The sequence below is a fragment of the Brachyspira innocens ATCC 29796 genome, from assembly GCF_000384655.1.
Classification (GTDB): domain Bacteria; phylum Spirochaetota; class Brachyspiria; order Brachyspirales; family Brachyspiraceae; genus Brachyspira; species Brachyspira innocens.
This window is the reverse complement of the sequence record NZ_ARQI01000116.1, coordinates 41,028-63,633: the sequence shown is the minus strand read 5'-3', so window position 1 is coordinate 63,633 and position 22,606 is coordinate 41,028. Positions and strand designations below refer to the sequence as shown.

Below are 22,606 nucleotides of genomic sequence, written 5' to 3'. Positions count from 1 at the left end.
AGAGCCTACTATTCCTACTATGCTGTTTACAACATCATTAAATAATAAATTGCTTTGTATAAAAATAATGGACAGTATAAAAATGATTGTTTTTTTCATTAAATTTTAATCCTTAAAATTATTATTTATTATTGCTAATAAAAATTGTTCGCTAAAAATGTATAGCAAATGAATTTGCTATACGCTCACAATTTTTATATTTGGCTTTCTAATATTTAAAAATTATAATTTTTCTTATTATTGCTAATAAAAATTGTTTGCTAAAAATGTATAGCAAATGAATTTGCTATACGCTCACAATTTTTATATTTGGCTTTCTAATATTTAAAAATTATTATTTTTTATTATTGCTAATAAAAATTGTTAGCATATACGCCCGCAATTTTTGTAATTAATAAAAATATTATTTATATAATTATATAAACCATAATAAAAGAATATCATTAAAACGTCTTATATGCAAGTATAAATTTTTTTTTACAGTTTATATCATACTAATAATTATTTAAATAATATGACAGTACATTTTTAAAAGATTTTATATGATATTTTATATCGTAAATATCCCTTATACTCTTTATTTTCTGCATAACATAAAGAGGATTAAAAGATAAATTATAAAAATATTCAATATATTTAAATATTTTATCATCATCTATATCGATTTTCATTATGCTCTGCCTCATATCATAATCAAACCAATTCTTTGTAACAATAAGATTATTTTCATCGCAATACTTAAATAATTTAGTTCCAGGATAAGGTACAAAAATATATACATTCATAGAGTTTATATATCCATTAAGCATCAAATATTTAACTATTTCAAAAGTATTTATTATATCCTCTTCATTTTCCCAAGGATATCCTAATTTAACCATCATATCAGTAAAAAGCCCAGCCTTTTTAGCTAATTTTATAGAATTAATCATATTTTCCACACTGTTGTCTGTAATACCTAGCTTTTCTATAGTTTTAGCATTTCCAGAAGGAAGATTAAAAATAATAGTCTTAAATCCAGCCTTCTTCATCATCTTATAATCCTGATATTCAAGAACCCCAAGATACATATAGCAGTCAATATAAACTTTTTTATTTAATTTTCTCTCTTTCATTGTTTCACAGAATAATGAAAGCCATTCTCCAGTAGGAAAATAGACTGTAGTATCTATCACTTCTTTTATACCATAGCGTTTATTTAAATATTCTATTTCATCTGCTACATTTATAGGATTTCTAAGCCTTATATTATTAAAAAGTACATTAGAAGAGTTGCTGTTATAATTATTATATATAGATCCTCTCCCAGACATTATAAATGTACCTGGTGTTTTTTTAAAATGATCATTTATTTTTGAATATAATTTCCAGTTTGTAAGATTTCTGTCTATAAATGGGAGTCTGTCTAATGATTCCTCTAAAACAAATTGACCAGTATTTTTGATATTTCCATTAGATGTTCTGTAATATATTCCTTTATTTAATTTATCGCCGTTATTAATATGATTAACCAAATTAAAAAGAAGCATATCGTAATCGCCTCCCGTAAGTATGAAATCCGTTTTTGATTTTTCCATACTCTCTTCTGGAAGTGCTGTAACATGATCTCCTGCAAGAACAATATATGTATTAGGATATTTTTCTTTTATAACATCTATAGTATCCCATATATAGTTTATAATAGGAGTTTTTACTTCAAAAAATATCAAATCAGGCTGTATTTCCTCTATATTTTCAAACCATTCTATAGTAGTCATATTCCTTGCTATTGTGTCTAAGAATATAACATTGATTCCATTATTTTTTAAAAACGTAGCTGCATATGAAGGTATTATAGGATATGAATATGTAGGATTTTTTAACCATTGAAACTGTTTATTTAAAGATATTAAAGGATATCCTATATTATATTCAAAGGGCGGATATGTTATGCATACTTTTCTTATTTCTTTTTTTTTCATAAAAATAGTTTATTTAGTCTTTTTAGAAGTTTTCTTTTTTGCAGTTGAGCTTTTCTTTTTAATAATCTTGTTTTCATATACGTATTTTTCTAATTCATACTGATCATCAAAAATTACATCATACCACTCTTCATATCTTTCGCATTTAGGCGGACTATGTTTAGAGCAGATTTCATTTCTGTTTTCATAGTTTTTGCAAAGGTACGTTTTTTTATCCAAATATCGGCACTCGCTTCTTATCATATGATACCAAGTATTTTCGTATATAAAAATAAAAGAGTGCCTAAAATGCAGGTACCATTTTAATGTATTAAGTTCGCTTTCATTTTTAGGTTTGGATATTTCCATAACAAGGTCATGACAGCATAATGAGTTGCAGTCTGCACATAGTTTTTCACTAACTTTTTCCTGTCTGTTTTTTAAAAGACTGTCTGAAGGTATTACTTTCAAAATAAAATCACCCCTTTATTTAAATATATTATAAATATTATAATGATAATTGATTAAAATTCAATATATTAATCATTAAAATAATTTTCCATAAACTCAATAAGTTTTTTCTGAGGTTCTGTATATGTTTTTATCTCTTCAGCTGATAGGCATTTAAGCATTTTTATATCCATTTTTTCTAAATCTTTTAAAATAGGTTCTGCAAAAGTTATTCCTTTCTTTGTTAGAGTGATAATTTTATTTCTTTTATCTTCTGCATTAATTTTTTTCTTTATGTATCCTTTTTTTTCAAGATTGTCTAATATAGAACAAATAGTCTGTTTAGGCAATGATAATTTTTCTGTAATGGAGCTTTGAGAACATTCTTTACTGTTATAAATAATAAGTAAAGTAAATAAAGTTGAATCTGTAATGCCGTATTGTTTAGCCCATAAATAATAAAATCTATTGGAAGTATACCAAAAATTATACATAACTTCCATACATTTTTTTAGCTCTTCATTTTTCATGACTTTACCTGCTTTAATATAATTTTTATTTATATTAAACAATATATTTAAAATAAAACAAGTATTGTTTATTAAAAGAATAGTAATTTTTGAATACTTAAAATATAAAATTCATACTTGAAACCAAATTTATTAATACTTATAGTTTTTTAGTTATAGCTCATATACTTTACTAACACTCTGCTTTATTGAACAAAATAACAACAAAAATAACAAATAAAATCATTTTAGTATATAATTTTTTATTATTAAAAAAGGACTTGAAAATAATATTTCAAGCCCTTTATATTTAATGAATATTTTTTATCAATATTTATTAATTTACTTTTATTGATATAGTTTTTGTTTCAACTCTTTTATTTGATACAGTAATTTTTATTTCACCCTTTTTGCTGTTAGATTTAACCCAGAAAGAATAATAACCGCCTTCTAGTACAGGGTTGTCATTTCCTATAAGTTCTCCTTCGCCTTCAACATTAATTTTTATAGCCTCATTAATATATGGAAGTCTGTTTCCTAAAGCATCGGAAGCTTTTACAGTAATTCTAGTTGAGTCCCAAGATGAACCTTCGCTTATAGAATTAATTTCATAGTCATCAGCTTTTACTTCAAGCTCTTTGAAAGTTGGATTTTTTAAATAGCTTTTTTCTATAACAGGTTTTGAGTCTATATATCCTACAATTTTTATATCTGCCCAGTCCATATCACTTACACCTGGTATATTAACAGCCATATTTACAATTACCGGAGCATGTTTTAATCCTTGATATTTTCCTGCCGCTGGATATTCTTTTACTATCAAGTCATTTTCATGATATATTTCTATATAGTCGCAGTTTGTAGATATCATTAAAGGAGAGATACCACCTATGGATCTTTCTCCTCTTGAATATACTGTTATAGGCTCTAATACTATTTTGTAGTCTTTGCACATTTGTGATGAATAAGCACTTGCCGCCATTTTAGGATTTCTAAACATATCATAAACACCATGATAACATATTCTGTCGCCCGAACCAAAGTTATAATGAGTATGATAGTCAAAAGCACACCAGCCTGTAGATCCTGCTAAATATTTATCTATAGCTACGGCATTAATAATTTCATAATGTCTTTTAGTATGTTCTATAGTTCTCTCTTCACAGTCCTGCATTTTTGTAGGGAACATATGTCCGTTATATTCTGTTATCATATAAGGAACATTTTTATCTAATTTTGTTATACATTTTTGTGCTCTTATAGGGTCAGCTTTACCGTCATAATTGAAATCATTAATTGTATATACATCTTCTAATAGTTCACTTCCTACTATATATCTAACACCGCCTGTTTGTCTTGTTTTATCAAGTTTATGAGCCACTTCATTTGTTTCTTTATAGAAATTATGATTGTCCTGACTTTCATTTATTCTAACTCCCCAAATTATTATAGAAGCATGATGAAAATCTCTTTCTATCATATCTTTTACATTTTCTACAGAAACTTTCTGCCAGTCTTTATCTCCTATATGCTGCCAGCCTGGTATTTCTTCAAAAACCATTAATCCTATTTCATCGCATCTGTCTAAAAAGTGTCTCGAAGCAGGATAATGCGAAGAACGTACAACATTAAGTCCCATATCAAATTTTAATATATCCGCATCTTTTTTCTGTATTCTCTCTGGCATAGCATAACCAACATATGGGAAGCTCTGATGTCTATTTAAACCTCTTAATTTTATTTTTTCTCCATTTAAATAGAAACCGTCTTCTGTAAATTTAACATCTCTGAAACCTATTCTTACAGAAGTACTGTCTTCATTAGAAAGCGAAACTTCCAATTTATAAAGTCTAGGATTATTAATAGTCCATAGCTCTATTCTGTCAGAATCTATATGTTCATCTATTTCAATATCTGTAAATAGTTCATTATTTTGTAATTGAATATCTTTTTTTATTTCGCATATATGATATTCTCTGTTGTAGAGATTAATAGAGATAGTTTCTTTTGCATTTGTTTTTTTGCTGTTTCTTATTCTTATTTTTCCAGTTATATTTTGATTGGCAAGACCAGTTATCATAATATTTTCTACTGAAATATCATCTACTATTATTATCTGAACTTCTCTATATATACCGCCGTAACATAGATAGTCTATTTCATTTCCAAAAGGAGGTATATCATCTCTTTCCAAACTGTCTAATTTTACAGCTATTATATTTTCTCCTTCTTTTAAGGCATCTGTTATATCATATATAAAAGGTAAGTATCCGCCTTTATGCTCTGAAAAACTTTTATTATTAACAAATACTTCAGCGGCAGCCATTGCTCCTTCAAAATTAATTAATATTCTTTTATTTTGAAATTTGGCTTTATCATAATTAAATATATTTTGATATCCAGTAATAAGCCAAGTATCTGATTCATCAAAATAGTGTAATGGTATTTCTGAAACTGTATGAGGCAATGTTACATTTTCACCATTTAGTTTTTCTGTTTTTATGCCATCATTCCATTCTTTAAAAAATTGCCAATTGGTATTAAAATTTATTATTTCTCTCATTTTAGTACATACTCCAAAATTTTTTCTATGGCAAATATTTTATATTTAAAAAATAAAAAATCAATGAAACTTGTATAAAAATGTTTTTGTAATAATTTTTTTTTTAATTAAACATTACTACATAGAGTTTTAAATAGCTTTCAAACAAGCATCATGCTGAATATGAAATAAGTAAAACAGAAACTTCAAATTAATTGTAGTAATTATTATATAGGTTGAAGTTTTAGTAAAAAACAGAACTTTTTAAATATTTTAGGCATAGGTGTCTACATTATTGCCTTTGCTTGAAGAGCTTGCTATTGCAGACTTTGTAACGCCTCCTGATATATAAACTCTTTTGCATTCTGGGCATATATTAGTAGTTAATGTTACATTCTGAAAAATTACCTCTCCGCCGCTTTTTTCAGCTGATCTTTGATTATTGGCAACATGTTCCTGCTCATGTGAAGCTACAAGGGAAGGTGCACTTGAAGGGTCTATTCTTGTCGGAGTTTTGAAAGATACTCCTATATCATTAGAGCCGTCCTGATAGGTTCTTGAGGCACAAGTTTTGCATACGCCTACTTCACTAATCGGAGTTTTTTCTCTTGCTTCTTGAATAATATTAGCTATATTATTGCTGTTATTTCTTATATTATTATTGTTTCTTATATAAGGAGCATTATTACGTATACTTATTTCCATAATTTTATACCTCTTAAATATTATTAATTCTACCCCTATATTAGTAATTATAAACTTATAAGAATAAATATCAATACAGATTTATAATTATTACCTTGTTATGTTTACTAATTATTGATTTTTATTTGTTTTTTTAGTAAATTTTTATTTAGTAAGCATAGTTTTTTTATTTCCGATAATTGAATCGGTATTTTACAGCTTGGATTTTATGATGAAAAATATAATTATTTTTTTGTTTTTGATAATATTTTTTAATACATATTTATTCTCCGCTCAAAATGATGAGCTTATGGACTCTATAAGAGATAATAATATAGAAAGAATAAAAATTTTATTAAGAGACGGAGAAAATTTAGATTTATACAATATAAAATATGGAATGAGTCCTTTAATGTATGCCGCTCAGCTTGGTAATATAGATATAGTTAATGAACTTCTTGATTTCGGAGCTAAAGATTTTGATTTTTCTTTTTATGTAGCCTGTGCTGAAGGATATTGGGATATTGCAAAACAAATGATGAAAGCTGGTGCTAGTAATTATAATATAGCATTATCATATGCAGCACTTGGCGGAAAATTAGATATAGTAGAAGAGCTTATTAAACTTGGTGCTAAAGACCTTAATCCAGCTTTGGTTTCTGCTTGTGAAGGTGATAATTTAGAAGTAGTTAAATATTTAATAGATAAAGGTGCTAATGTTAACACAAGAGCTTATATAGAAGCATATAGAAATTATGAAGGTGCTGAGAAAAAATCTCCATTAACTGCTGCATCAAATATTGATATAATAAGAGAATTAGTAAATGCAGGTGCTACAAACTTAAATGAAGCTATTATATATAATGCTGTAATGGTATCTACTAATTTTGACAGCAGTTATTCTAAAGAAATATTTAATGAATATGTAGATTTAGGTGCTGATGTAAACTCTTTCAATATGGGAGACGGTAAAACTTTGCTTATGTACCTAATAGAAAAAAGGCAGTTAGATTTTGATTTGATTAAAAAAGTTATAGAGCTTGGTGCTGATGTTAATGCCCGCGACAGAAACGGAAATACCGTATTAATACGTGCTGTAATGTATGAATACGAATCTCCAGTTGAAGACCCTAGCTTAAACAGAAAAGTATACAGAACTATAGGAACACCTATTAATATAATAGAAGAACTTTTAAAAGCTGGTGCTAATCCTAAAGACAGAAACAGCTATGGAAATACGGCATACAGACTTGCTGCAAAAAAGAATAGAGATGATATCATTAAACTTTTTGATGAATATTCAAAGTAGTTTAAAAAGACATAATATTTTCTGAAACAATTTTATTTTTCAATTATTATATTTTTGTAAATGCATTATCAACTTTTTCCAGCATTCGCTATAAATTTTCGATAAAGTTTTTATCATTCGTATACAATTAATTAAAAACTCAATTATCATAACTTTATATGTTTTAAATGTATGACATTTTACAAAAATTATAAACTGCCCATAAATATAAACTTTACTAAATGCCGTTTTTGGCTGCAGGCGATAAAATATCGTTTTTATAGCTTTTACTTAGTATTTTATACTGTCACAAATAACTGCGGGGTATGAAATGTGCATAGCAATAGCCACAAATAAATAAGATTAAAAACAATTTTTTACAAACTTAAAAATTGTAAGTATAAATATATTATAAAGTATTTTATCATAATATTAAAAATTATTGACTTTTAGGTAAAAATAACATAAAATAGTATAGTTAATTAATATCAAATTTAATTTTTGTAATTGAAAATATTTTGTTATATTATAAAATATTAAAAAGTTATTTCCGATAATAAACTAACTTGTAAATATAAATGGAGGCATTTTAAATGGCAGAACAGCTAGAGCAACAAACTGCAGAAAGTACAGAAAGCAGAGCTGATGTTGAAGATAGTACCAACCTTGTTACTTTTAGACTAGGCAGCGGTGAATATGCTATAGATATCATGCAGGCTAAAGAGATAATTAAAATGGAAAAGATTACTCTTATACCTAATGCCCCAGATTTTGTAGAAGGTGTAATAAATTTACGCGGAAATATTATACCTATCATAGACTTAAAAAAGAGATTCCATTTAGAAGAAACTGAAGGCGATAAAAATACTGGTATCATTATTGTAAAAATAGAAGATGTTGATATGGGTATTATTATTGACTCCATATCTAAAGTAGTATCCATTTCAAATTCTGATATTCAGCCTCCTCCTCCAATGCTTTCTGGTATAGGGCAGAAATATATTAAAGGTGTAGGTAAATTAGAAGATAAATTGTTAGTTGTACTTGATTTGGAAAAATTATTTACTACTGATGAAGATGATGAACCTGATAAATAATATAAATATTATATGATAAAAAGAAAATTAATTAAAAAATAGCTGTTATTACTTTGCTTTCGCTGATAATAATGTCTAATATCTCGTCATTATCATCTTTTGGTATAGATGGCAGTATTTGATAGTCATAAGCTAAACCTATTCTAAGGGCATTTCTATTTCTTTTTAAGATATTATCATAATACCCCTTTCCAAATCCAAGTCTATTGCATTTCTCATCAAATGCCAATGCTGGAATAATAAACATAGAAACTTCATCAATACTGCAGTCTCTACAATATTCAAAAGGCTCTCCGTTACCAAACCTAGTATTTCTATTAATATCTTTATTATAATCAGTAATATATTTTAATTTCATGTTATGATCATCTATAAGAAAAGGAACAGATACTTTAATATTATTATCCATTGCATATTGAATAATTTTTTGAGTTTGTACTTCATGATTAAAGTCGATATATACACATATAGAAGTAAATTTACTAATATTAACTATATTTTTAAATTTTTTATATATAATATTACTTTTAGCTTCTATAAAAGAGTCATCTAAATTGTTTCTAATAAGTTTAAAAGAAGTTCTTATTAATTGTTTAGCTTCTTTTATATCAGAATCATTATGAAGAGAAGTTCTCATCTTTAAATTCTACTAATATTTCCTGTAATAGTTTATCGCGGATAATTTGGTCAATAATTTTTTGTGAAGCCATACCTATATCAATAAACTGCACAGCAAAACCTTTAGGCAAATCAGGTTTTTGATTATCATTATTAATCCAAACTACCTTAGCTTCAGTAAAGAGTTTAAAATCTTTGAAGGATATTGTAAGACCAAGCATATCACCTTTATCTGGTATATTAGTATCAGAAGATATATAAGCACCATTACCGCTTATTGAAAGGATATTTCTATCTATTGTGCCTCTAATTTTATCTTTATAAGCTATAATAACATTTAAAGGCCAATTTACTCTGGAATACTGTCTTCTTCTTTTAGAAGAATCTTCTGCATTACGAGATATTTCGGTAGTAATAGTATGTACAATTGTGTTTATATCAGTATTTTTAGGGAAAGTTAAGGCGTTAGGATAATCTTCTGCATTAAAGTTATCAGATATATCAGTAAGTACTAATCTTATTTGCGGATTTATCTTATTAATTTTATCTGTAAAAAACTTAATACTGTCTTTTTCATCTTCATTATATTTAATTATATAAAAATATATACTCAAATTATTTTCTATAATATATGCCAAAGATGAATTAGTATCCGTAAAACTGCTTATAGTAAATTGATCATTAAAAGCTGATTTATATTTATTTAATATAGAAGGGTCTTTTTCTATAATAACGCCTTTTACTTGTTCTTTATCCATTTTATTAAAACTCCTGTTAATACTTACTTTTTAAGTATAACATAATTTATTATTTATGCAATATTTTCAATAAAAAAATATAATACTAAATATATTTATAATTTTTATTTATATGTTATAATATACGGAAAATATATTATTTTTTATAGGAGTTATTTATGAGCGATATGAAAAGTAAAGCAAAAGAATTATGGGATAAGTTCTCATTGGATATTACATTAGATAAACTTAAATCTATATTTGATAAATCAAAAGAAATACTAAATTTATCTTCATCAGCACATCTTTCTAAGTTTTTAGATAAAATACAATTAATGATAGATATGATAGGAGATTATATAAACGGCAGCTATAAAAATATACCTTGGAAAACTATAGCTTCAATAGCAGGTGCATTAATATATATTATAATGCCCATAGATGCAATACCAGATATTATACCTATAGCTGGATTATTTGATGATGCTTTTATAATAGGACTATGTTTAAAATATTTTTCTGATGATTTAAATAAATACAAAACTTGGAAATACGGAGAAGATGCTGTTAATACAGAAGAAAATGCTGAAAATAAAGCAGATGATAATATCAATGAAGCAGAATATGAAATAGTTGATGATAATCACAAATAAAATACAATAGGAAAACAAAGTCTTGCAAAAAAGTGATTACAGCAAAGAAATTTTTACTAAAAGTATTAAATATTCAAAGGGTGTAGGTCCTAAATACGCAGAAATATTAGCAAAAAAAGGAATAGAAACACTATATGATTTAATAGCTTTTTTTCCAAGAACCTATGATGACAGAAGAAAAACGCTGAAACTTCATGAGGCATTAGAAAATAAAGAAAAAACAAGTGTTGTATATGTAGAAGTTCTTGATATATCCTCTTTTAATTTTCAGTATAAAAATAAACCTTTAGTTATAGTTACAGATGGAGCTGCAATATGCGAAGTACCTATTTACAGCGGAAGACTTCCCGCTGGAGTTACTAAAGGAGCTAAATTATATTTAACTGGAAAGTTTGTAAGAGGAAACAGAGGAAAACTTCAATGCAGAATGACAGAGTTTGAAAAGCCTTCTTCAAATGCATTATCATATGGCAAGATAGTTCCAATATATCCTCTTACTGAAGGGCTTTCTCAAAAAAAGTTAAGAACTCTAATCGTAGATGAGCTTGAAGTATTTGAAAAAAATATGAAATATGATATACCAAGCATTATTAAAAAAAAATACAGACTCAAAAGTTTTGTTCCTTCTATTATGGAGATGCATTTTCCTACATCATTTGAAGCTCTTGATGAAGCTAGAGAGAGTTTAATTTTTGAAGAGTTTCTAACTTTTCAGTATATACATTTAAGTGAGAGAAGACCTAATATTTTAATAAAAGATGAAAGATATAATTCTTCAAATCTGCTTGAAAAAGTAAAATCTGCTCTTCCTTTTGAACTTACCGAAGATCAATTAAATGCTATAAACGAAATAAAAAATGATTTATTTTCAAAAAAGCAAATGTTTAGACTTCTTCAAGGAGATGTAGGAGCTGGTAAAACTATAGTGGCATTTTTAACAGCATTGATACCAATAGAATCTGGATTTCAAACAGCATTTTTAGCACCCACCGAAATACTGGCTATACAGCATTATAATACTTTCAAAAAAATTATTAAATTAGCTGGACTTGAAGATACTATAAAAATAGATATACTCACCTCTTCTGTAAGTCAAAGCGAAAGAGGATATTTATTAAAAAGACTTAGAGAAGGTAAAAGCAATATATTAGTTGGAACGCATTCTATTATTTATGATGAGGTAATATTTAAAAATCTTTCTTATGCAATAGTAGATGAACAGCAGAGATTTGGAGTTGCCCAAAGAAATAAACTACTATCAAAAGGAAAAAATGTTGATTATCTTCTTATGACTGCAACCCCTATCCCTCAGTCATTGGCATTAACATTATTTGGAGAATTGGATTTATCAATTATAAAAACTCTTCCTAGCTCAAGAAAAGGAGTACTTACAAAATATAAAGAGCTTTATGAAAGAGATCATTGCTATAAATTCTTAAAAAACAGAATATCAAAAGGAGAACAGGGATATGTTGTTTTTCCACTCATAGAAAATAATGATTCTAGTTTTATAACTCTTTCAAGTGAGTTTCAGAGAGCTAAAGAAACATACTTTTCAGATATTCAAATAGAAATGATACATGGAAAAATGAAAGACGAAGAAAAAGAATATATAATGAACAGATTTGCAAAAGGAGAGATAAAAGTACTATTTTCAACTACTGTAATAGAAGTAGGTATTGATAATCCAAATGCCACAACTATATTAATTGAAGGAGCTGAGCGTTTTGGTTTATCACAGCTTCATCAGTTACGCGGACGAGTGGGAAGAGGTGATAAATTGGGCTACTGTTATCTTATACTACACAGCGAACTTAATGACATTATAAAAGAGAGAATTAATATAATATGCGAAACTACTGACGGATTTAAAATATCAGAAAAAGATCTTGAATTAAGAGGGGCTGGAGAGTTTTTAGGCGATAAGCAAAGCGGTATTCCAGATTTCAAACTTGGAAACATCATAAAAGATAAAGAAATAATGCGTAAGGCCAAAGATGAAATGCGTTCTTTACTTAAAGATGAAAACTCAAAAGAAACTTTTTACAAAGAAAATGAAGCGTTTATATTGAAAGCTAATTATCTAAAATCAAGAATAGTTAAAGATGAATAGTTTTTTATATATTTTAGTATTTTTATACAAATAAAAAATCACACTATAGTAATTTATTTTAAATAAAATATTCTGATTTAATATTGACAAAAACATCATATAATATATAATTATATTAACAGTACCCCCTGCACGTCACTTGATGATGTGGACCATTGGGGGACATTTTTTATTTATGGTTATTTTATGGATATAAAACATACTTATAAATATGAAGAACAGCTTCAAAAATTAAAAGATAGAGGCTGTATTATTAATGATGATAAAAAATGTATATCTATACTTGAATCAGTAAATTATTATCATTTTAGTGCTTATTTTTTACCTTTAAAACAAAGTAACGGAAGTTATATTAATGGTACTTCATTTGAAAAAGTTTTTAATATTTATGAGTTTGATAGAAAACTGCATACTATATTATTTAATGCATTAGAAGAGATATATATTTTTATTCGTGCTAAAATATCATATTATCATGTTCATAAATATGGAGCATTAGGATATTTAGATGAAACAAATTTTTATAATAAAAATGATGATTTAAAATATATAAATAAAAAGATAGAGTATCATAAAAAATTTATAGAAAAATTTAAAAGAGAAGTAAAAAATAATAATAAAGTATTATTCATTAAACATTATATAGATAAATATAATTCTAATTTTCCAATATGGGCAGCAACAAAAATATTTACTTTTGGTATGTTATCAACTTTTTTTGCTAATTTGAAATTAGAGGATCAGAAAATATTAGCAAAGGATATGTATAATATTACGGCTTATAAATTAGAAAGTTGGCTTCATTGCTGTACGGACTTAAGAAATATTTGTGCTCATTATGGGAGACTTTATTATAGAATTTTTCCATCTATTCCAAAAGGAATGAATAATTTAGATAATAATTCTGAGAGAAAGTTATGGGGAGCTATATTATCAGTTAAAGAATTATATCCTTTTAAAGAAAAGTGGAATAATGAAATATTATCAAATTTTATTAAACTTATTGATGAATATAAAAATGATATAGATTTTGTTCATATAGGATTTCCAGAAAAATGGAAAGATTATTTAAAAAAGTAGATATTCTTTTTAATTAATAAAATTTTATTTACATACCCACCCTTTATATTTTATTGTTTTATTTTAAAATTTTAATTTTTATTATTTTTATAGTCTAATTAAAAATTAAGGCACCCACCCAAGTTTTTATTAAGTTTAAAACTTTATTCAACGCACGGTCAGCGGAATTTTATATATAATTAAAATTAGAATTTCTAATGAGTTTATATTTATAAATTTAGCTTAACGTGCGTTGTGATGATTATAAGTTTAAATAAAGCTAGGGCGGGCATCATAATAACAGTAAAAGTAAATAAAGAAAAAGTATACAATAATAACAAAGAAAAATTTTCAATTAAAATGGGTGGGAGTTAGAATAAAGTTAAAAAATATAAAAGCCCCATTAAATAATGAGACTTTTATATTAAAGTAAATAATTATTATACTTCTTATAATTTCTATCTGTGTTCATCAAAAAAATTAAGAACTAATTTTATAATAAAAAATAAAATAGGATAGTAAATAAAAGGCAATATAATAGCAAGAAAAAATCCGCTGCTGGTTCTTATTGGGTATATAAACATAGAAACAAGCAATATAAATGGAAAGAATAAAATTCCTAAAATTACTATAAATATCCATTTTATTATAGTTAATAATAAAGAAGTTTTTGTCATTTTAGCTTTCACATTGACATCATATAATATTTCTTTATTTTCTATATTTTCATTTGTAAATGTACTTTTTAATTTAAAATATAAATTAAAAGCATTAGTCTGCATATTTGTTATTTTATAAAAAGAGTTTGATCTTAAGTTTATTTTAACTCCTTTTTCATAAAAAGTTTCATTCTTCTCTAATGTAAAATCTGCAATATTAAAATTTAAATTTTGATTATTTGATACGCTTACTAATTGAGTTTTATCAATTTCTAATTTTTGATTTAAGTAAATAATTATTTTTGGCATTTTACTTTTTTTTAAATTATTTGTGTATATAGTCATTTCTGAAGCAGTAATTTTTCCCACAGATATATCTGTACCTGTTTGTTCATTGCTTACACTTACATAATTACCTGAACAGCTTATTATAAAAGTTAGTAAAAAATTTAATAATATAATAATTTTTTTCATATAATCTCCTTAATATGATTATCAAATTATATATATTATACTTTCTTGCTATGACAAAAAATGTCGCATAAAAAAGAAGCCCCATTAAAAAATAGGACTTCTTTTATTTATTATTACTAATAAAAATTATTCTTTAATAAACTTTTTGAAATTAGCCACTTTTTCTTTGGCTACAGCAAGTCTCTTATCTTTGCTTTCTTTTACGCAAACCTCAAAATAGAATTTTATTTTAGGTTCAGTACCAGAAGGTCTTATAGTAATTTTTGTCTTATCTGCAAGTATGTATTGAAGTACATTAGATTTTGGAAGAGTGATGTCTTTTATTTTTTTACCTGTATTATCATAAACTTCTTTTTTCTCATAGTCGCTTATAGTTTCTACCTGAACACCTGAAATTTCTTTAGGTAAATTATCTCTATAATAAGTCATCAAATCAGCTATGGCTTTAGCTCCGTCAGCACCTTTTTTTGTAATAGAGATAGTCTCTTCATAGAAATATCCGTATTTTTCATAAATGCTTTCTAAATAATCAGCCAAAGTAATATTGTTTTCTTTACAATAAGCAAGTACTTCCGCAAGCATCAAACAAGAACTAACACCATCTTTATCGCGTACATTTGAATTAATACAATATCCGAAACTCTCTTCAAATCCAAATAGATATGTTCCTTCTTTATCTCTTTCTATAACATCAGCAATCCATTTAAAACCAGTAAGTACATCATAAAGTTTAACATTATTAGCATCAGTAATAGCCCTCGCAAGCTCAGTAGTTACTATTGTTTTTACTATGTACGGATTTTTAATATTTTTTTTGTTTGTAATGAGGTAGTATGCCATTATAGAGCCTATTTGATTACCTGTGAGATACATATAGCTTCCATCTTTAGTAAGCAAAGCACAACCCATTCTATCGCAGTCTGGATCAGTACCCATAACAAGTTCAGCACCTATTTCTTTGGCTTTATTAACTGCTATCTGCAATGCCTCAGGGTTTTCTGGGTTAGGAGATTCTACAGTAGGGAAATTTCCGTCTGGAGGCTGAGCACCTTCTAATGTTGTTAGATTGGTGAATCCTGCTTTTCTTAATGCCATAGGAACCATTTTGTATCCAGAACCATGAATAGGAGTATAAACTATTTTTATATTGCTGTGTTTTTTTATCAAATCTGGATTAACTAGATAGTTCATCAAATCATTCATATATTTATCTTCAATGTCTTTTCCTATAAATGTTACTCTAGAATTATCACCCATTTTTACTTCTTCAGGCTTAACTTTTAATACTTCATCTATTATGTTTTTGTCATGAGGCGGTATAACTTGAGCACCGTCAGTCCAATAAACTTTATAACCATTATATTCTTTAGGGTTATGGCTTGCAGTAACAACTATTCCAGCAATACAGCCCAAACTTCTAACAGCATAAGAAAGAAGTGAAATAGGGTGAATATCATCATATAAATAAACTTTTATACCATTTGAAGAAAGTATCTCAGCAGCAGCTTTTGAAAATACATCAGAATTATTTCTTGAATCATAGCCTATAGCAACTTTATAATCACTTCCTCCTTGTTTTAATATATAATTAGCAAGTCCCTGAGTAGCAACTCCAACAGTATATTTATTCATTCTGTTAGTACCAACTCCCATTATACCTCTAAGTCCGCCAGTACCAAACTCTAAATCCCTGTAAAACGCATCGGTTAATTCTTTTTCATTTCCTGCATCTAATAATGCTTTAATTTCTTTCTTTGTTTCTTCATCATATGGACCGTTAAGCCATGAATCTATTCTTGCTTTTACTTCTTGTTCCATTATACACACCTCTAATTTTTAAAAAATTCTATATATAAATTATAGTATACAACAACTATATAATCAAGTTAAAACTATTATGTTAATAATATTTTTCATATAATACTTTTTATTTTTATACAAATTCTATATTGTATACTTAGTTTAAAAATAATTTCAAGTTTCTAAAATAATACTATTAGCATATGTTTTGTAATATATACTGAAAATAAATATCATAATCTAGAAATTATCCACATTATAAAAGAAAGTACAATACTAGCTATAATACTTGTCATAAGAGGAAATGCAAAAGTAAAATTTTCTTTTTTTATTACTATATCACCGGGGAGTTTACCGAAAGGAATCTTTATATTAAGCAAAAAAAGTACGCCTATAACTATAAATATTATTCCTATAACTATAAAAATCTTAGCAAACTGAGTATTCATTATTTATTCAGACATCTTCTTATTCATTTTTTCTATATCTTTATCATGACCTGCAATAATTAGTATATCGCCTTCTACCATAGGCTCATCAGGATCTGGAGTACAATCTACGACAACTTTCTTTTCTCCCAATATGCCAACAGTTTCTTTTTTTATTGCCACAACATTAATTTTATATTTCTTTCTAAGGTCAAGCTCTTTAAAATTCTTGCCTGCCAAACCGCCATGAACAGGAAACTCTACTATAGAATGATATTCTGTCAGATCATAAAGCAAAACAGTATCCCCTACCTCAAGCTGCTCTGCTATGTGTATACCCATAGATTCTTCAGGGCTTACCAAATGCGTTATACCTATCATACTGAGTATCGCCTTATGCTTTTCATTTGAGTATCTGGCTATAATATTTTTAACATTAAGCTCTTTTAAAAGCAAAGCTGTTAATATACTCGTCATCATGTCCTCACCTATTGTAAGTATAACAGCATCGAATTTATTAATTTCAATAGCCTCTAATGCCTCTTTCTGAGTAGAATCAAGTCTCATAGCCTGAGTTACATTATTTTTTATAGCTTCTATCTCATTAATATCATTATCTATAGCAAATACCTCAATAGAAGGTTTCGTCATAAGCCTATTAATCAAAGCCTTACCTAAAGTTCCTACACCTATAACGGCATACTGCAGCATTTTAATACCCCTACATATTATTTAATTGATTTTATTATAGAATAATATAAAAAATTGTCAAAAAATAATTATTATAATTATAATAAAAACTATAAATAAAATCGTATATATTTTTATAATTTTGAATCTATATAAAATTATTAATATTATATCAGAATAAATCACATTATTATGTAATTATAATTTACTATATTATCAAATATATAAAAAAAATTTAAAAAAACAATGCTAAAATAAATTTTTTTTACACTTTATTTAAAATTATGTTATACTTATATTAAAAATAATAATAAAAATGAGGTCATAATATTTATGAAAAGAATAATATTAATATTAAGTATTTTATCAGCATTAGTAATTTCTTGTAACAGCAAACAAGCTCCTACAATAGGAGATAAACCATTAACAACTATTGTACCAAGCGATGATAAAACAGTAAGAGAAGGTACTTTATTATCTGATTGGGACGGAAGCACTCAGTCTTTAGCTATAAATGCATCTGTTAAAGTAAATAATACATCTGACAATAACACATCTTCAGCAAATGATAATACATCTCAAGGAAATACTCAAACTCCTGAAGGATATAATTTATTACAAAGATTATATTCTACTACTTGGTATCAGTCTGAAGAAGATTATGATGATGGAAGATTAGAAACTGAAGAAGAGTTCATATTATTCAATAGTGCATCTGAAATATGTAAAAGAGAATATGAAAATGGAAGAATTGACGGAAGAGATGAATATTCTACATTGGTATGGGTTGATGATGTTGCTCTTGATGTTCAAGATGATAAAAAAAGTAGAAATGCCTGCATAGTTCAAAATAAAGAAAGATACGATAATGATACAGAATATGAAGGATATTATTTAGTTGACAGAGATACTTTATATATAGTTGACGGCGATACGCAAGATGAAGTAAAAAGAAAATTAAATGATATAATAAGCGGCAATACTCAAAGATACACTGAAGATAAATTCGTACTTTCTACTAAAGCATTAAATTAATTTGCAGATAAAGCCAAAATAATATATAAAAACAGGGAGGCAGAAAAACCTCCTTGTTTTTTTATATAGATAAAGTTTTATTGTAATCATTTAAATTAACAATAAAACTTTATTAAATACAAAACAACCATTAATCATCATTATTAGCTTGATAATTTAATTTTACCAAATAATCTATTTTATCAACAACTTTAGAAAAAGGTTTCTCTACACTAATTAAAGCTCTTTCAACATCATGACCGTCTTCATCTTCAATATATATATCATAGTATAACTCTTTATGATCATATTCATTTTCAAAAGTGAGTCTTATAAATATAAAGTTATTAATATTAATTCTATCCATCTTAGGCTCATATTCCAAGCGTCTGATTTCAGTATTTAAAAGTTCTTTTCCCAAATTTTCTACTATAATAGTATAAATTGATTCTAACTCTTTTCTAATATAATGAACATTGTTGTCAAACATTATAAAAACTCCATAATAAATTTATTATATTTACTTAATATGTAATAAATATACCAAAATAAACCAAATTGTCAAAATATTTAATATTTATCCAATATAGAAGCTACCTCTTCATCTCCCAACTCTCTTGCAATACCCGCAAGCTCTTTAGCTTTTTTATTTCCCAAATTAGGATTGGCATTATTATTAAGAAGAAGCAAAGCAGCCTCAAAATTACTATTTTCTATAGCAGTAGAAAGAGCAGTTTCTCCGTCTTTATCTATTTTATTTACATCCGCACCATTCTCAAGCAAAATATTAATAGCTTCTATTGATATTTCACGTCCTGAAAAAGCTATTAATGGAGTTATACCTGATGCATTAGCTTTATTTATATTAGTAGTTTTAGATAATATTTTCACACTTTCTACATCATTAGCTATTAAAAGAGGCGTTATTCCCTCATCAGATATCAAATTAATATTAGCACCATTATCTGCTAAAAATGTTACTATATCAGCATTAGAGTTGTCCGCAGCAAAAAATAAAGGACTCCAACCATAATTATTAACAGCATTAACATCAGCATTGTTCATAACCAAAAGTTCAACAACATTATAATTACTGTCATATATTCCAATGCCCTGTCTTGACCATATATCTGCAGCATATAAAAGTGCTGTATAATTTCTTTTATTTTTTAAATTAACATCAGCATTATTTTGTATAAGAGCATTTACCAAATCAGCATATCCGTAATAAGAAGCTATCATTAAAGCTGTAGTACCCTCATCAAAAGTAACACTAAGATCATATTCAGTATCTTCCATATTTACTATATTTGTAGTTTCTGTAAGAGTATTATTAACATTACCAGAAGAAAGCAAATTTTTTATTATATCAATACAAGGGCTTTCTTCATATTTAGCTAAAGCCTCTTCTAACGGCATATCATGAACAATATTATCATCTATAAAAGAATTTTCATTAGTCTGTGCATTTTTATCAGTGTTAATATTAGAGCCTTGAGAACATGATACTACAAACATCAAAAATAAGAGCATGATGACTTTCATAATAATCTCCGTACGAGTTATTGTATACTAATATATTAACATAACTTATACATTATATCAAGAAATTATATTATACTTGTTTAATAATTAATTTTTTATTTTGTCATTTTTTGCATACACTGTCAAAACTTTTACCTACACAATATATAACTGAATTATAATTTTCCAAAAACAAATACATGTTTTTTAACATGTTTAATAGAATTGTTTAAAAAATGAATTTATTAATATTTATAAGTTTTTAATTTAATATTTTTTAATTATAGTTGCGGCTTTATACACCATGTGCCAAGTTCTTTTATGATGTATGTCCAACGCGACTGAAAAAAGTACCATTAGGTATGGTGTACGCCTCATTCTGTATGCTGTAGTCAGATGAGAACCCAAAAAATTTATATGTCTTAAAAATATAATGTACACAACATGTAAAACATTTGTTGTTTTAATCATTTATACTATATAATAACAAACTTGTGAAATTGTTTGCCAAGTAGTTTGAAAGATGTATAATAATATTAAAACAGTTCTAATTTTTTTATAATAAAAAAGGCCTGCAAAATACTGCAAGCCCTATAAAAATATTTATTATTTATTTATTCTTCCAAGAAGCTTTTCAGCAATGGCACGCCCAGTAGGAGTATTGGCAAGTCCTCCTTTAGCAGTTTCTCTAAATCTCTCGTCCATACCATCACCAACTTCTTTCATTGCAAGTACAACTTCATCAGGTGGTATTACACTCTTAAATCCTGCACAGGCAAGTTCAGCTGATACAATAGCATGAACAGCAGACATAACATTCTTACCCATACAAGGCACCTCAACAAAACCAGCAACAGGATCGCATATAAGACCAAGTACAGCTGATAATGACAAAGCAAAAGCATGAGCACATTCTTCTGGAGTACCACCCATAATCTCAGCACATGCTGATGAAGCCATAGCCGCAGCACTTCCGCATTCAGCCATACAGCCTCCGCCCGCACCTGCAAATGTAGCAATCTGTGCTATAATATCAGCAAGACCAGCTGCAGTAAACATTGATTTAACTATATCTTCTTTTTTGTATCCTCTATTTTCACATACTGTAAGTACGGCTGGCATTATTCCGCAGCTTCCTGCAGTAGGGGCTGCTATAATTTTACCCATACAAGCATTATATCCGCTTACAGCCATTGCTGCAGTTACTACCTCCCCTACAGTCTCGCCTAATATACTTTTTTTAGCTTTATAAAATTTCTCTACTATATCAACACATTCATTTTGCAAACCTGTTACAAAATTAAATTTATCTTTTTTACCGTTTTCAACAGACTCTTTCATTATGTCATAATAAGATGTCATCTTATCTATTATTGCCTGTCTGTCTGTTTTTTCACTTTTAGCTTCTATATCTATTACTATATCACTTATTTTTTTATTTTGCTCATTAGCTATAGCTACCAATGATTCTATAGATTTTATATCCATATTATATTATTCTCCGTATATATATTTTTTTATTATCTAAACACTCTTTAATACAATTTATCTAAAAATACAAAATCCCTTATATTTTTTATATTTCTTATTTTTTCTTCTATCTCTTTGGATATAACATTAGTCATACCTATAACAATAATAGCATATCCCTTATTAGGACCTTCAAACTGCGGTGTTACATTCATATTTTCAATATTAATATCATTTTCAAATATAATAGAAGTTACCTTAGCAATAATGCCGGGTACATCTTTGTTAACTATAGCAATAGTTGGAAAATCGCCCTTATAATGAACCTCTATACCATTTACCTTATCTAATACTATTAAACCTCCTCCAATAGATGAAGCTAGAATATTAATCTCATTACTTTCCCCTTTAGCCTCAATATAAACACTATTAGGGTGAAAAGCATCTCTTAAAGTTGTAGGTATAAATTCATATTTTAGATTAGCCTTCTCAGCAAGACTGTAGCTATCTCTAAGCCTAGGATCATCTGTCTCAAAGCCTAAAAGTCCAGCCAAAATAGCCTTATCCGTACCATGACCTTTCCAAGTCAAAGCAAAAGAACCATGAAGATAAATCTTTGCTTCTTTTACTTCCTCACCCAAAATTTTTTTGGCAAGTTTTCCTATACGGCAGGCTCCAGCTGTATGCGAACTTGAAGGACCTATCATTACAGGACCTATTATATCAAATAATGTAGCCATAATTTTCCTCCATTTATTTAACTATAATTTAACATATATAAACGATTTTTGTAACACATTATTTATTTTATTAAACAAAAAAACGAGAAAATAATAAAATTTTTTTAAATAAATTAT

General features: G+C 27.0%; 21 protein-coding genes. 6 read left to right on the top strand and 15 right to left on the bottom strand.

Annotation, left to right across the window (positions count from 1 at the left end):
• Positions 1-494 precede the first annotated feature (494 nt).
• The 5 genes from F811_RS0109360 to F811_RS0109340 all read right to left on the bottom strand — a co-directional run bounded on the left by F811_RS0109360 (position 495) and on the right by F811_RS0109340 (position 6,146).
• A complete protein-coding gene (locus F811_RS0109360) occupies positions 495-1,961 on the bottom strand; it encodes a B12-binding domain-containing radical SAM protein (RefSeq protein ID WP_020004986.1) in 1,467 nt (488 codons plus the stop codon).
• 9 nt (positions 1,962-1,970) lie between these two features.
• Positions 1,971-2,411, bottom strand: coding sequence for a YkgJ family cysteine cluster protein (locus F811_RS0109355; RefSeq protein WP_020004985.1), 441 nt, complete (start codon positions 2,409-2,411; stop codon positions 1,971-1,973).
• Positions 2,412-2,479: 68 nt separating this feature from the next.
• Positions 2,480-2,920, bottom strand: a complete 441-nt coding sequence (locus tag F811_RS0109350) for a MarR family winged helix-turn-helix transcriptional regulator (RefSeq protein WP_020004984.1) — start codon at positions 2,918-2,920, stop codon at positions 2,480-2,482.
• A 316-nt stretch (positions 2,921-3,236) separates the two neighbouring features.
• Positions 3,237-5,462 carry a glycoside hydrolase family 2 protein gene (locus tag F811_RS0109345; RefSeq protein ID WP_020004983.1) on the bottom strand — a complete coding sequence of 742 codons (2,226 nt, stop codon included), beginning with the start codon at positions 5,460-5,462 and terminating at the stop codon, positions 3,237-3,239.
• 252 nt (positions 5,463-5,714) lie between these two features.
• Positions 5,715-6,146: a hypothetical protein gene (locus tag F811_RS0109340; protein ID WP_020004982.1), complete on the bottom strand. Its 432-nt coding sequence runs from the start codon at positions 6,144-6,146 to the stop codon at positions 5,715-5,717.
• A gap of 211 nt (positions 6,147-6,357) precedes the next feature.
• On the opposite strand from F811_RS0109340, the gene F811_RS0109335 reads away from it, so the two are divergent.
• Both F811_RS0109335 and F811_RS0109330 read left to right on the top strand, forming a co-directional pair.
• Positions 6,358-7,434: an ankyrin repeat domain-containing protein gene (locus F811_RS0109335; protein WP_020004981.1), complete on the top strand. Its 1,077-nt coding sequence runs from the start codon at positions 6,358-6,360 to the stop codon at positions 7,432-7,434.
• A gap of 572 nt (positions 7,435-8,006) precedes the next feature.
• The gene (locus F811_RS0109330) at positions 8,007-8,510 is read left to right on the top strand and encodes a chemotaxis protein CheW (RefSeq protein ID WP_020004980.1); all 504 of its coding nucleotides are present in this window, start codon (positions 8,007-8,009) and stop codon (positions 8,508-8,510) included.
• A gap of 31 nt (positions 8,511-8,541) precedes the next feature.
• On the opposite strand, the gene F811_RS0109325 is transcribed toward F811_RS0109330, so the two are convergent.
• A complete protein-coding gene (locus tag F811_RS0109325) occupies positions 8,542-9,147 on the bottom strand; it encodes a 5-formyltetrahydrofolate cyclo-ligase (protein ID WP_020004979.1) in 606 nt (201 codons plus the stop codon).
• On the bottom strand, positions 9,128-9,886 hold the full coding sequence (locus tag F811_RS0109320) for a PilZ domain-containing protein (protein ID WP_020004978.1): 759 nt from the start codon (positions 9,884-9,886) through the stop codon (positions 9,128-9,130). Before F811_RS0109320 ends, F811_RS0109325 begins: the two co-directional genes overlap by 20 nt.
• A 158-nt stretch (positions 9,887-10,044) precedes the next feature.
• Between F811_RS0109320 and F811_RS0109315 the strand changes: the two genes are divergently transcribed.
• The 3 genes from F811_RS0109315 to F811_RS0109305 all read left to right on the top strand — a co-directional run bounded on the left by F811_RS0109315 (position 10,045) and on the right by F811_RS0109305 (position 13,711).
• The gene (locus tag F811_RS0109315; protein WP_020004977.1) at positions 10,045-10,518 is read left to right on the top strand and encodes a YkvA family protein; all 474 of its coding nucleotides are present in this window, start codon (positions 10,045-10,047) and stop codon (positions 10,516-10,518) included.
• Positions 10,519-10,540: 22 nt separating this feature from the next.
• Positions 10,541-12,631, top strand: a complete 2,091-nt coding sequence (recG, locus tag F811_RS0109310) for an ATP-dependent DNA helicase RecG (RefSeq protein ID WP_020004976.1) — start codon at positions 10,541-10,543, stop codon at positions 12,629-12,631.
• 186 nt (positions 12,632-12,817) lie between these two features.
• Complete coding sequence (locus F811_RS0109305) at positions 12,818-13,711, top strand: Abi family protein (RefSeq protein ID WP_020004975.1); 894 nt, start codon at positions 12,818-12,820, stop codon at positions 13,709-13,711.
• 437 nt (positions 13,712-14,148) lie between these two features.
• On the opposite strand, the gene F811_RS0109300 is transcribed toward F811_RS0109305, so the two are convergent.
• The 4 genes from F811_RS0109300 to F811_RS0109285 form a co-directional block, all read right to left on the bottom strand.
• Positions 14,149-14,823: a hypothetical protein gene (locus F811_RS0109300; RefSeq protein ID WP_020004973.1), complete on the bottom strand. Its 675-nt coding sequence runs from the start codon at positions 14,821-14,823 to the stop codon at positions 14,149-14,151.
• Between the two features lie 126 nt (positions 14,824-14,949).
• Positions 14,950-16,641, bottom strand: coding sequence for a phospho-sugar mutase (locus tag F811_RS0109295; protein ID WP_020004972.1), 1,692 nt, complete (start codon positions 16,639-16,641; stop codon positions 14,950-14,952).
• Positions 16,642-16,856: 215 nt separating this feature from the next.
• Positions 16,857-17,072, bottom strand: coding sequence for a DUF2905 domain-containing protein (locus tag F811_RS0109290; RefSeq protein ID WP_020004971.1), 216 nt, complete (start codon positions 17,070-17,072; stop codon positions 16,857-16,859).
• 3 nt (positions 17,073-17,075) lie between these two features.
• Positions 17,076-17,762, bottom strand: coding sequence for a potassium channel family protein (locus F811_RS0109285; RefSeq protein WP_013114515.1), 687 nt, complete (start codon positions 17,760-17,762; stop codon positions 17,076-17,078).
• A 312-nt stretch (positions 17,763-18,074) separates the two neighbouring features.
• On the opposite strand from F811_RS0109285, the gene F811_RS0109280 reads away from it, so the two are divergent.
• The gene (locus tag F811_RS0109280; RefSeq protein ID WP_020004970.1) at positions 18,075-18,776 is read left to right on the top strand and encodes a hypothetical protein; all 702 of its coding nucleotides are present in this window, start codon (positions 18,075-18,077) and stop codon (positions 18,774-18,776) included.
• A gap of 130 nt (positions 18,777-18,906) precedes the next feature.
• Here the strand turns inward: F811_RS0109280 and F811_RS0109275 are convergent, their stop codons facing one another.
• From F811_RS0109275 to sdaAB, 4 genes are all read right to left on the bottom strand, one after another.
• Entirely contained in the window at positions 18,907-19,245 is a 339-nt protein-coding gene (locus F811_RS0109275; protein ID WP_013114513.1) for a hypothetical protein, read from the bottom strand.
• Between the two features lie 80 nt (positions 19,246-19,325).
• Positions 19,326-20,300, bottom strand: coding sequence for an ankyrin repeat domain-containing protein (locus tag F811_RS0109270; protein ID WP_026364405.1), 975 nt, complete (start codon positions 20,298-20,300; stop codon positions 19,326-19,328).
• 585 nt (positions 20,301-20,885) lie between these two features.
• Positions 20,886-21,767, bottom strand: a complete 882-nt coding sequence (gene sdaAA, locus F811_RS0109265) for an L-serine ammonia-lyase, iron-sulfur-dependent, subunit alpha (protein WP_020004968.1) — start codon at positions 21,765-21,767, stop codon at positions 20,886-20,888.
• Between the two features lie 47 nt (positions 21,768-21,814).
• The gene (sdaAB, locus tag F811_RS0109260; protein WP_020004967.1) at positions 21,815-22,489 is read right to left on the bottom strand and encodes an L-serine ammonia-lyase, iron-sulfur-dependent subunit beta; all 675 of its coding nucleotides are present in this window, start codon (positions 22,487-22,489) and stop codon (positions 21,815-21,817) included.
• Positions 22,490-22,606: the final 117 nt, after the last annotated feature.

Bases quoted from the DNA above. Each gene is read 5' to 3' on its own strand.
- F811_RS0109315 (WP_020004977.1), top strand. From the start codon at position 10,045: ATGAGCGATATGAAAAGTAAAGCAAAAGAATTATGGGATAAGTTCTCA.
- F811_RS0109325 (WP_020004979.1), bottom strand. From the start codon at position 9,147: ATGAGAACTTCTCTTCATAATGATTCTGATATAAAAGAAGCTAAACAA.
- F811_RS0109350 (WP_020004984.1), bottom strand. From the start codon at position 2,920: ATGAAAAATGAAGAGCTAAAAAAATGTATGGAAGTTATGTATAATTTT.
- sdaAA (WP_020004968.1), bottom strand. From the start codon at position 21,767: ATGGATATAAAATCTATAGAATCATTGGTAGCTATAGCTAATGAGCAA.
- F811_RS0109320 (WP_020004978.1), bottom strand. From the start codon at position 9,886: ATGGATAAAGAACAAGTAAAAGGCGTTATTATAGAAAAAGACCCTTCT.
- F811_RS0109300 (WP_020004973.1), bottom strand. From the start codon at position 14,823: ATGAAAAAAATTATTATATTATTAAATTTTTTACTAACTTTTATAATA.
- F811_RS0109340 (WP_020004982.1), bottom strand. From the start codon at position 6,146: ATGGAAATAAGTATACGTAATAATGCTCCTTATATAAGAAACAATAAT.
- F811_RS0109345 (WP_020004983.1), bottom strand. From the start codon at position 5,462: ATGAGAGAAATAATAAATTTTAATACCAATTGGCAATTTTTTAAAGAA.
- F811_RS0109360 (WP_020004986.1), bottom strand. From the start codon at position 1,961: ATGAAAAAAAAAGAAATAAGAAAAGTATGCATAACATATCCGCCCTTT.
- F811_RS0109280 (WP_020004970.1), top strand. From the start codon at position 18,075: ATGAAAAGAATAATATTAATATTAAGTATTTTATCAGCATTAGTAATT.
- F811_RS0109295 (WP_020004972.1), bottom strand. From the start codon at position 16,641: ATGGAACAAGAAGTAAAAGCAAGAATAGATTCATGGCTTAACGGTCCA.
- F811_RS0109335 (WP_020004981.1), top strand. From the start codon at position 6,358: ATGAAAAATATAATTATTTTTTTGTTTTTGATAATATTTTTTAATACA.
- F811_RS0109270 (WP_026364405.1), bottom strand. From the start codon at position 20,300: ATGAAAGTCATCATGCTCTTATTTTTGATGTTTGTAGTATCATGTTCT.
- F811_RS0109330 (WP_020004980.1), top strand. From the start codon at position 8,007: ATGGCAGAACAGCTAGAGCAACAAACTGCAGAAAGTACAGAAAGCAGA.
- sdaAB (WP_020004967.1), bottom strand. From the start codon at position 22,489: ATGGCTACATTATTTGATATAATAGGTCCTGTAATGATAGGTCCTTCA.
- F811_RS0109290 (WP_020004971.1), bottom strand. From the start codon at position 17,072: ATGAATACTCAGTTTGCTAAGATTTTTATAGTTATAGGAATAATATTT.
- F811_RS0109285 (WP_013114515.1), bottom strand. From the start codon at position 17,762: ATGCTGCAGTATGCCGTTATAGGTGTAGGAACTTTAGGTAAGGCTTTG.
- F811_RS0109305 (WP_020004975.1), top strand. From the start codon at position 12,818: ATGGATATAAAACATACTTATAAATATGAAGAACAGCTTCAAAAATTA.
- F811_RS0109275 (WP_013114513.1), bottom strand. From the start codon at position 19,245: ATGTTTGACAACAATGTTCATTATATTAGAAAAGAGTTAGAATCAATT.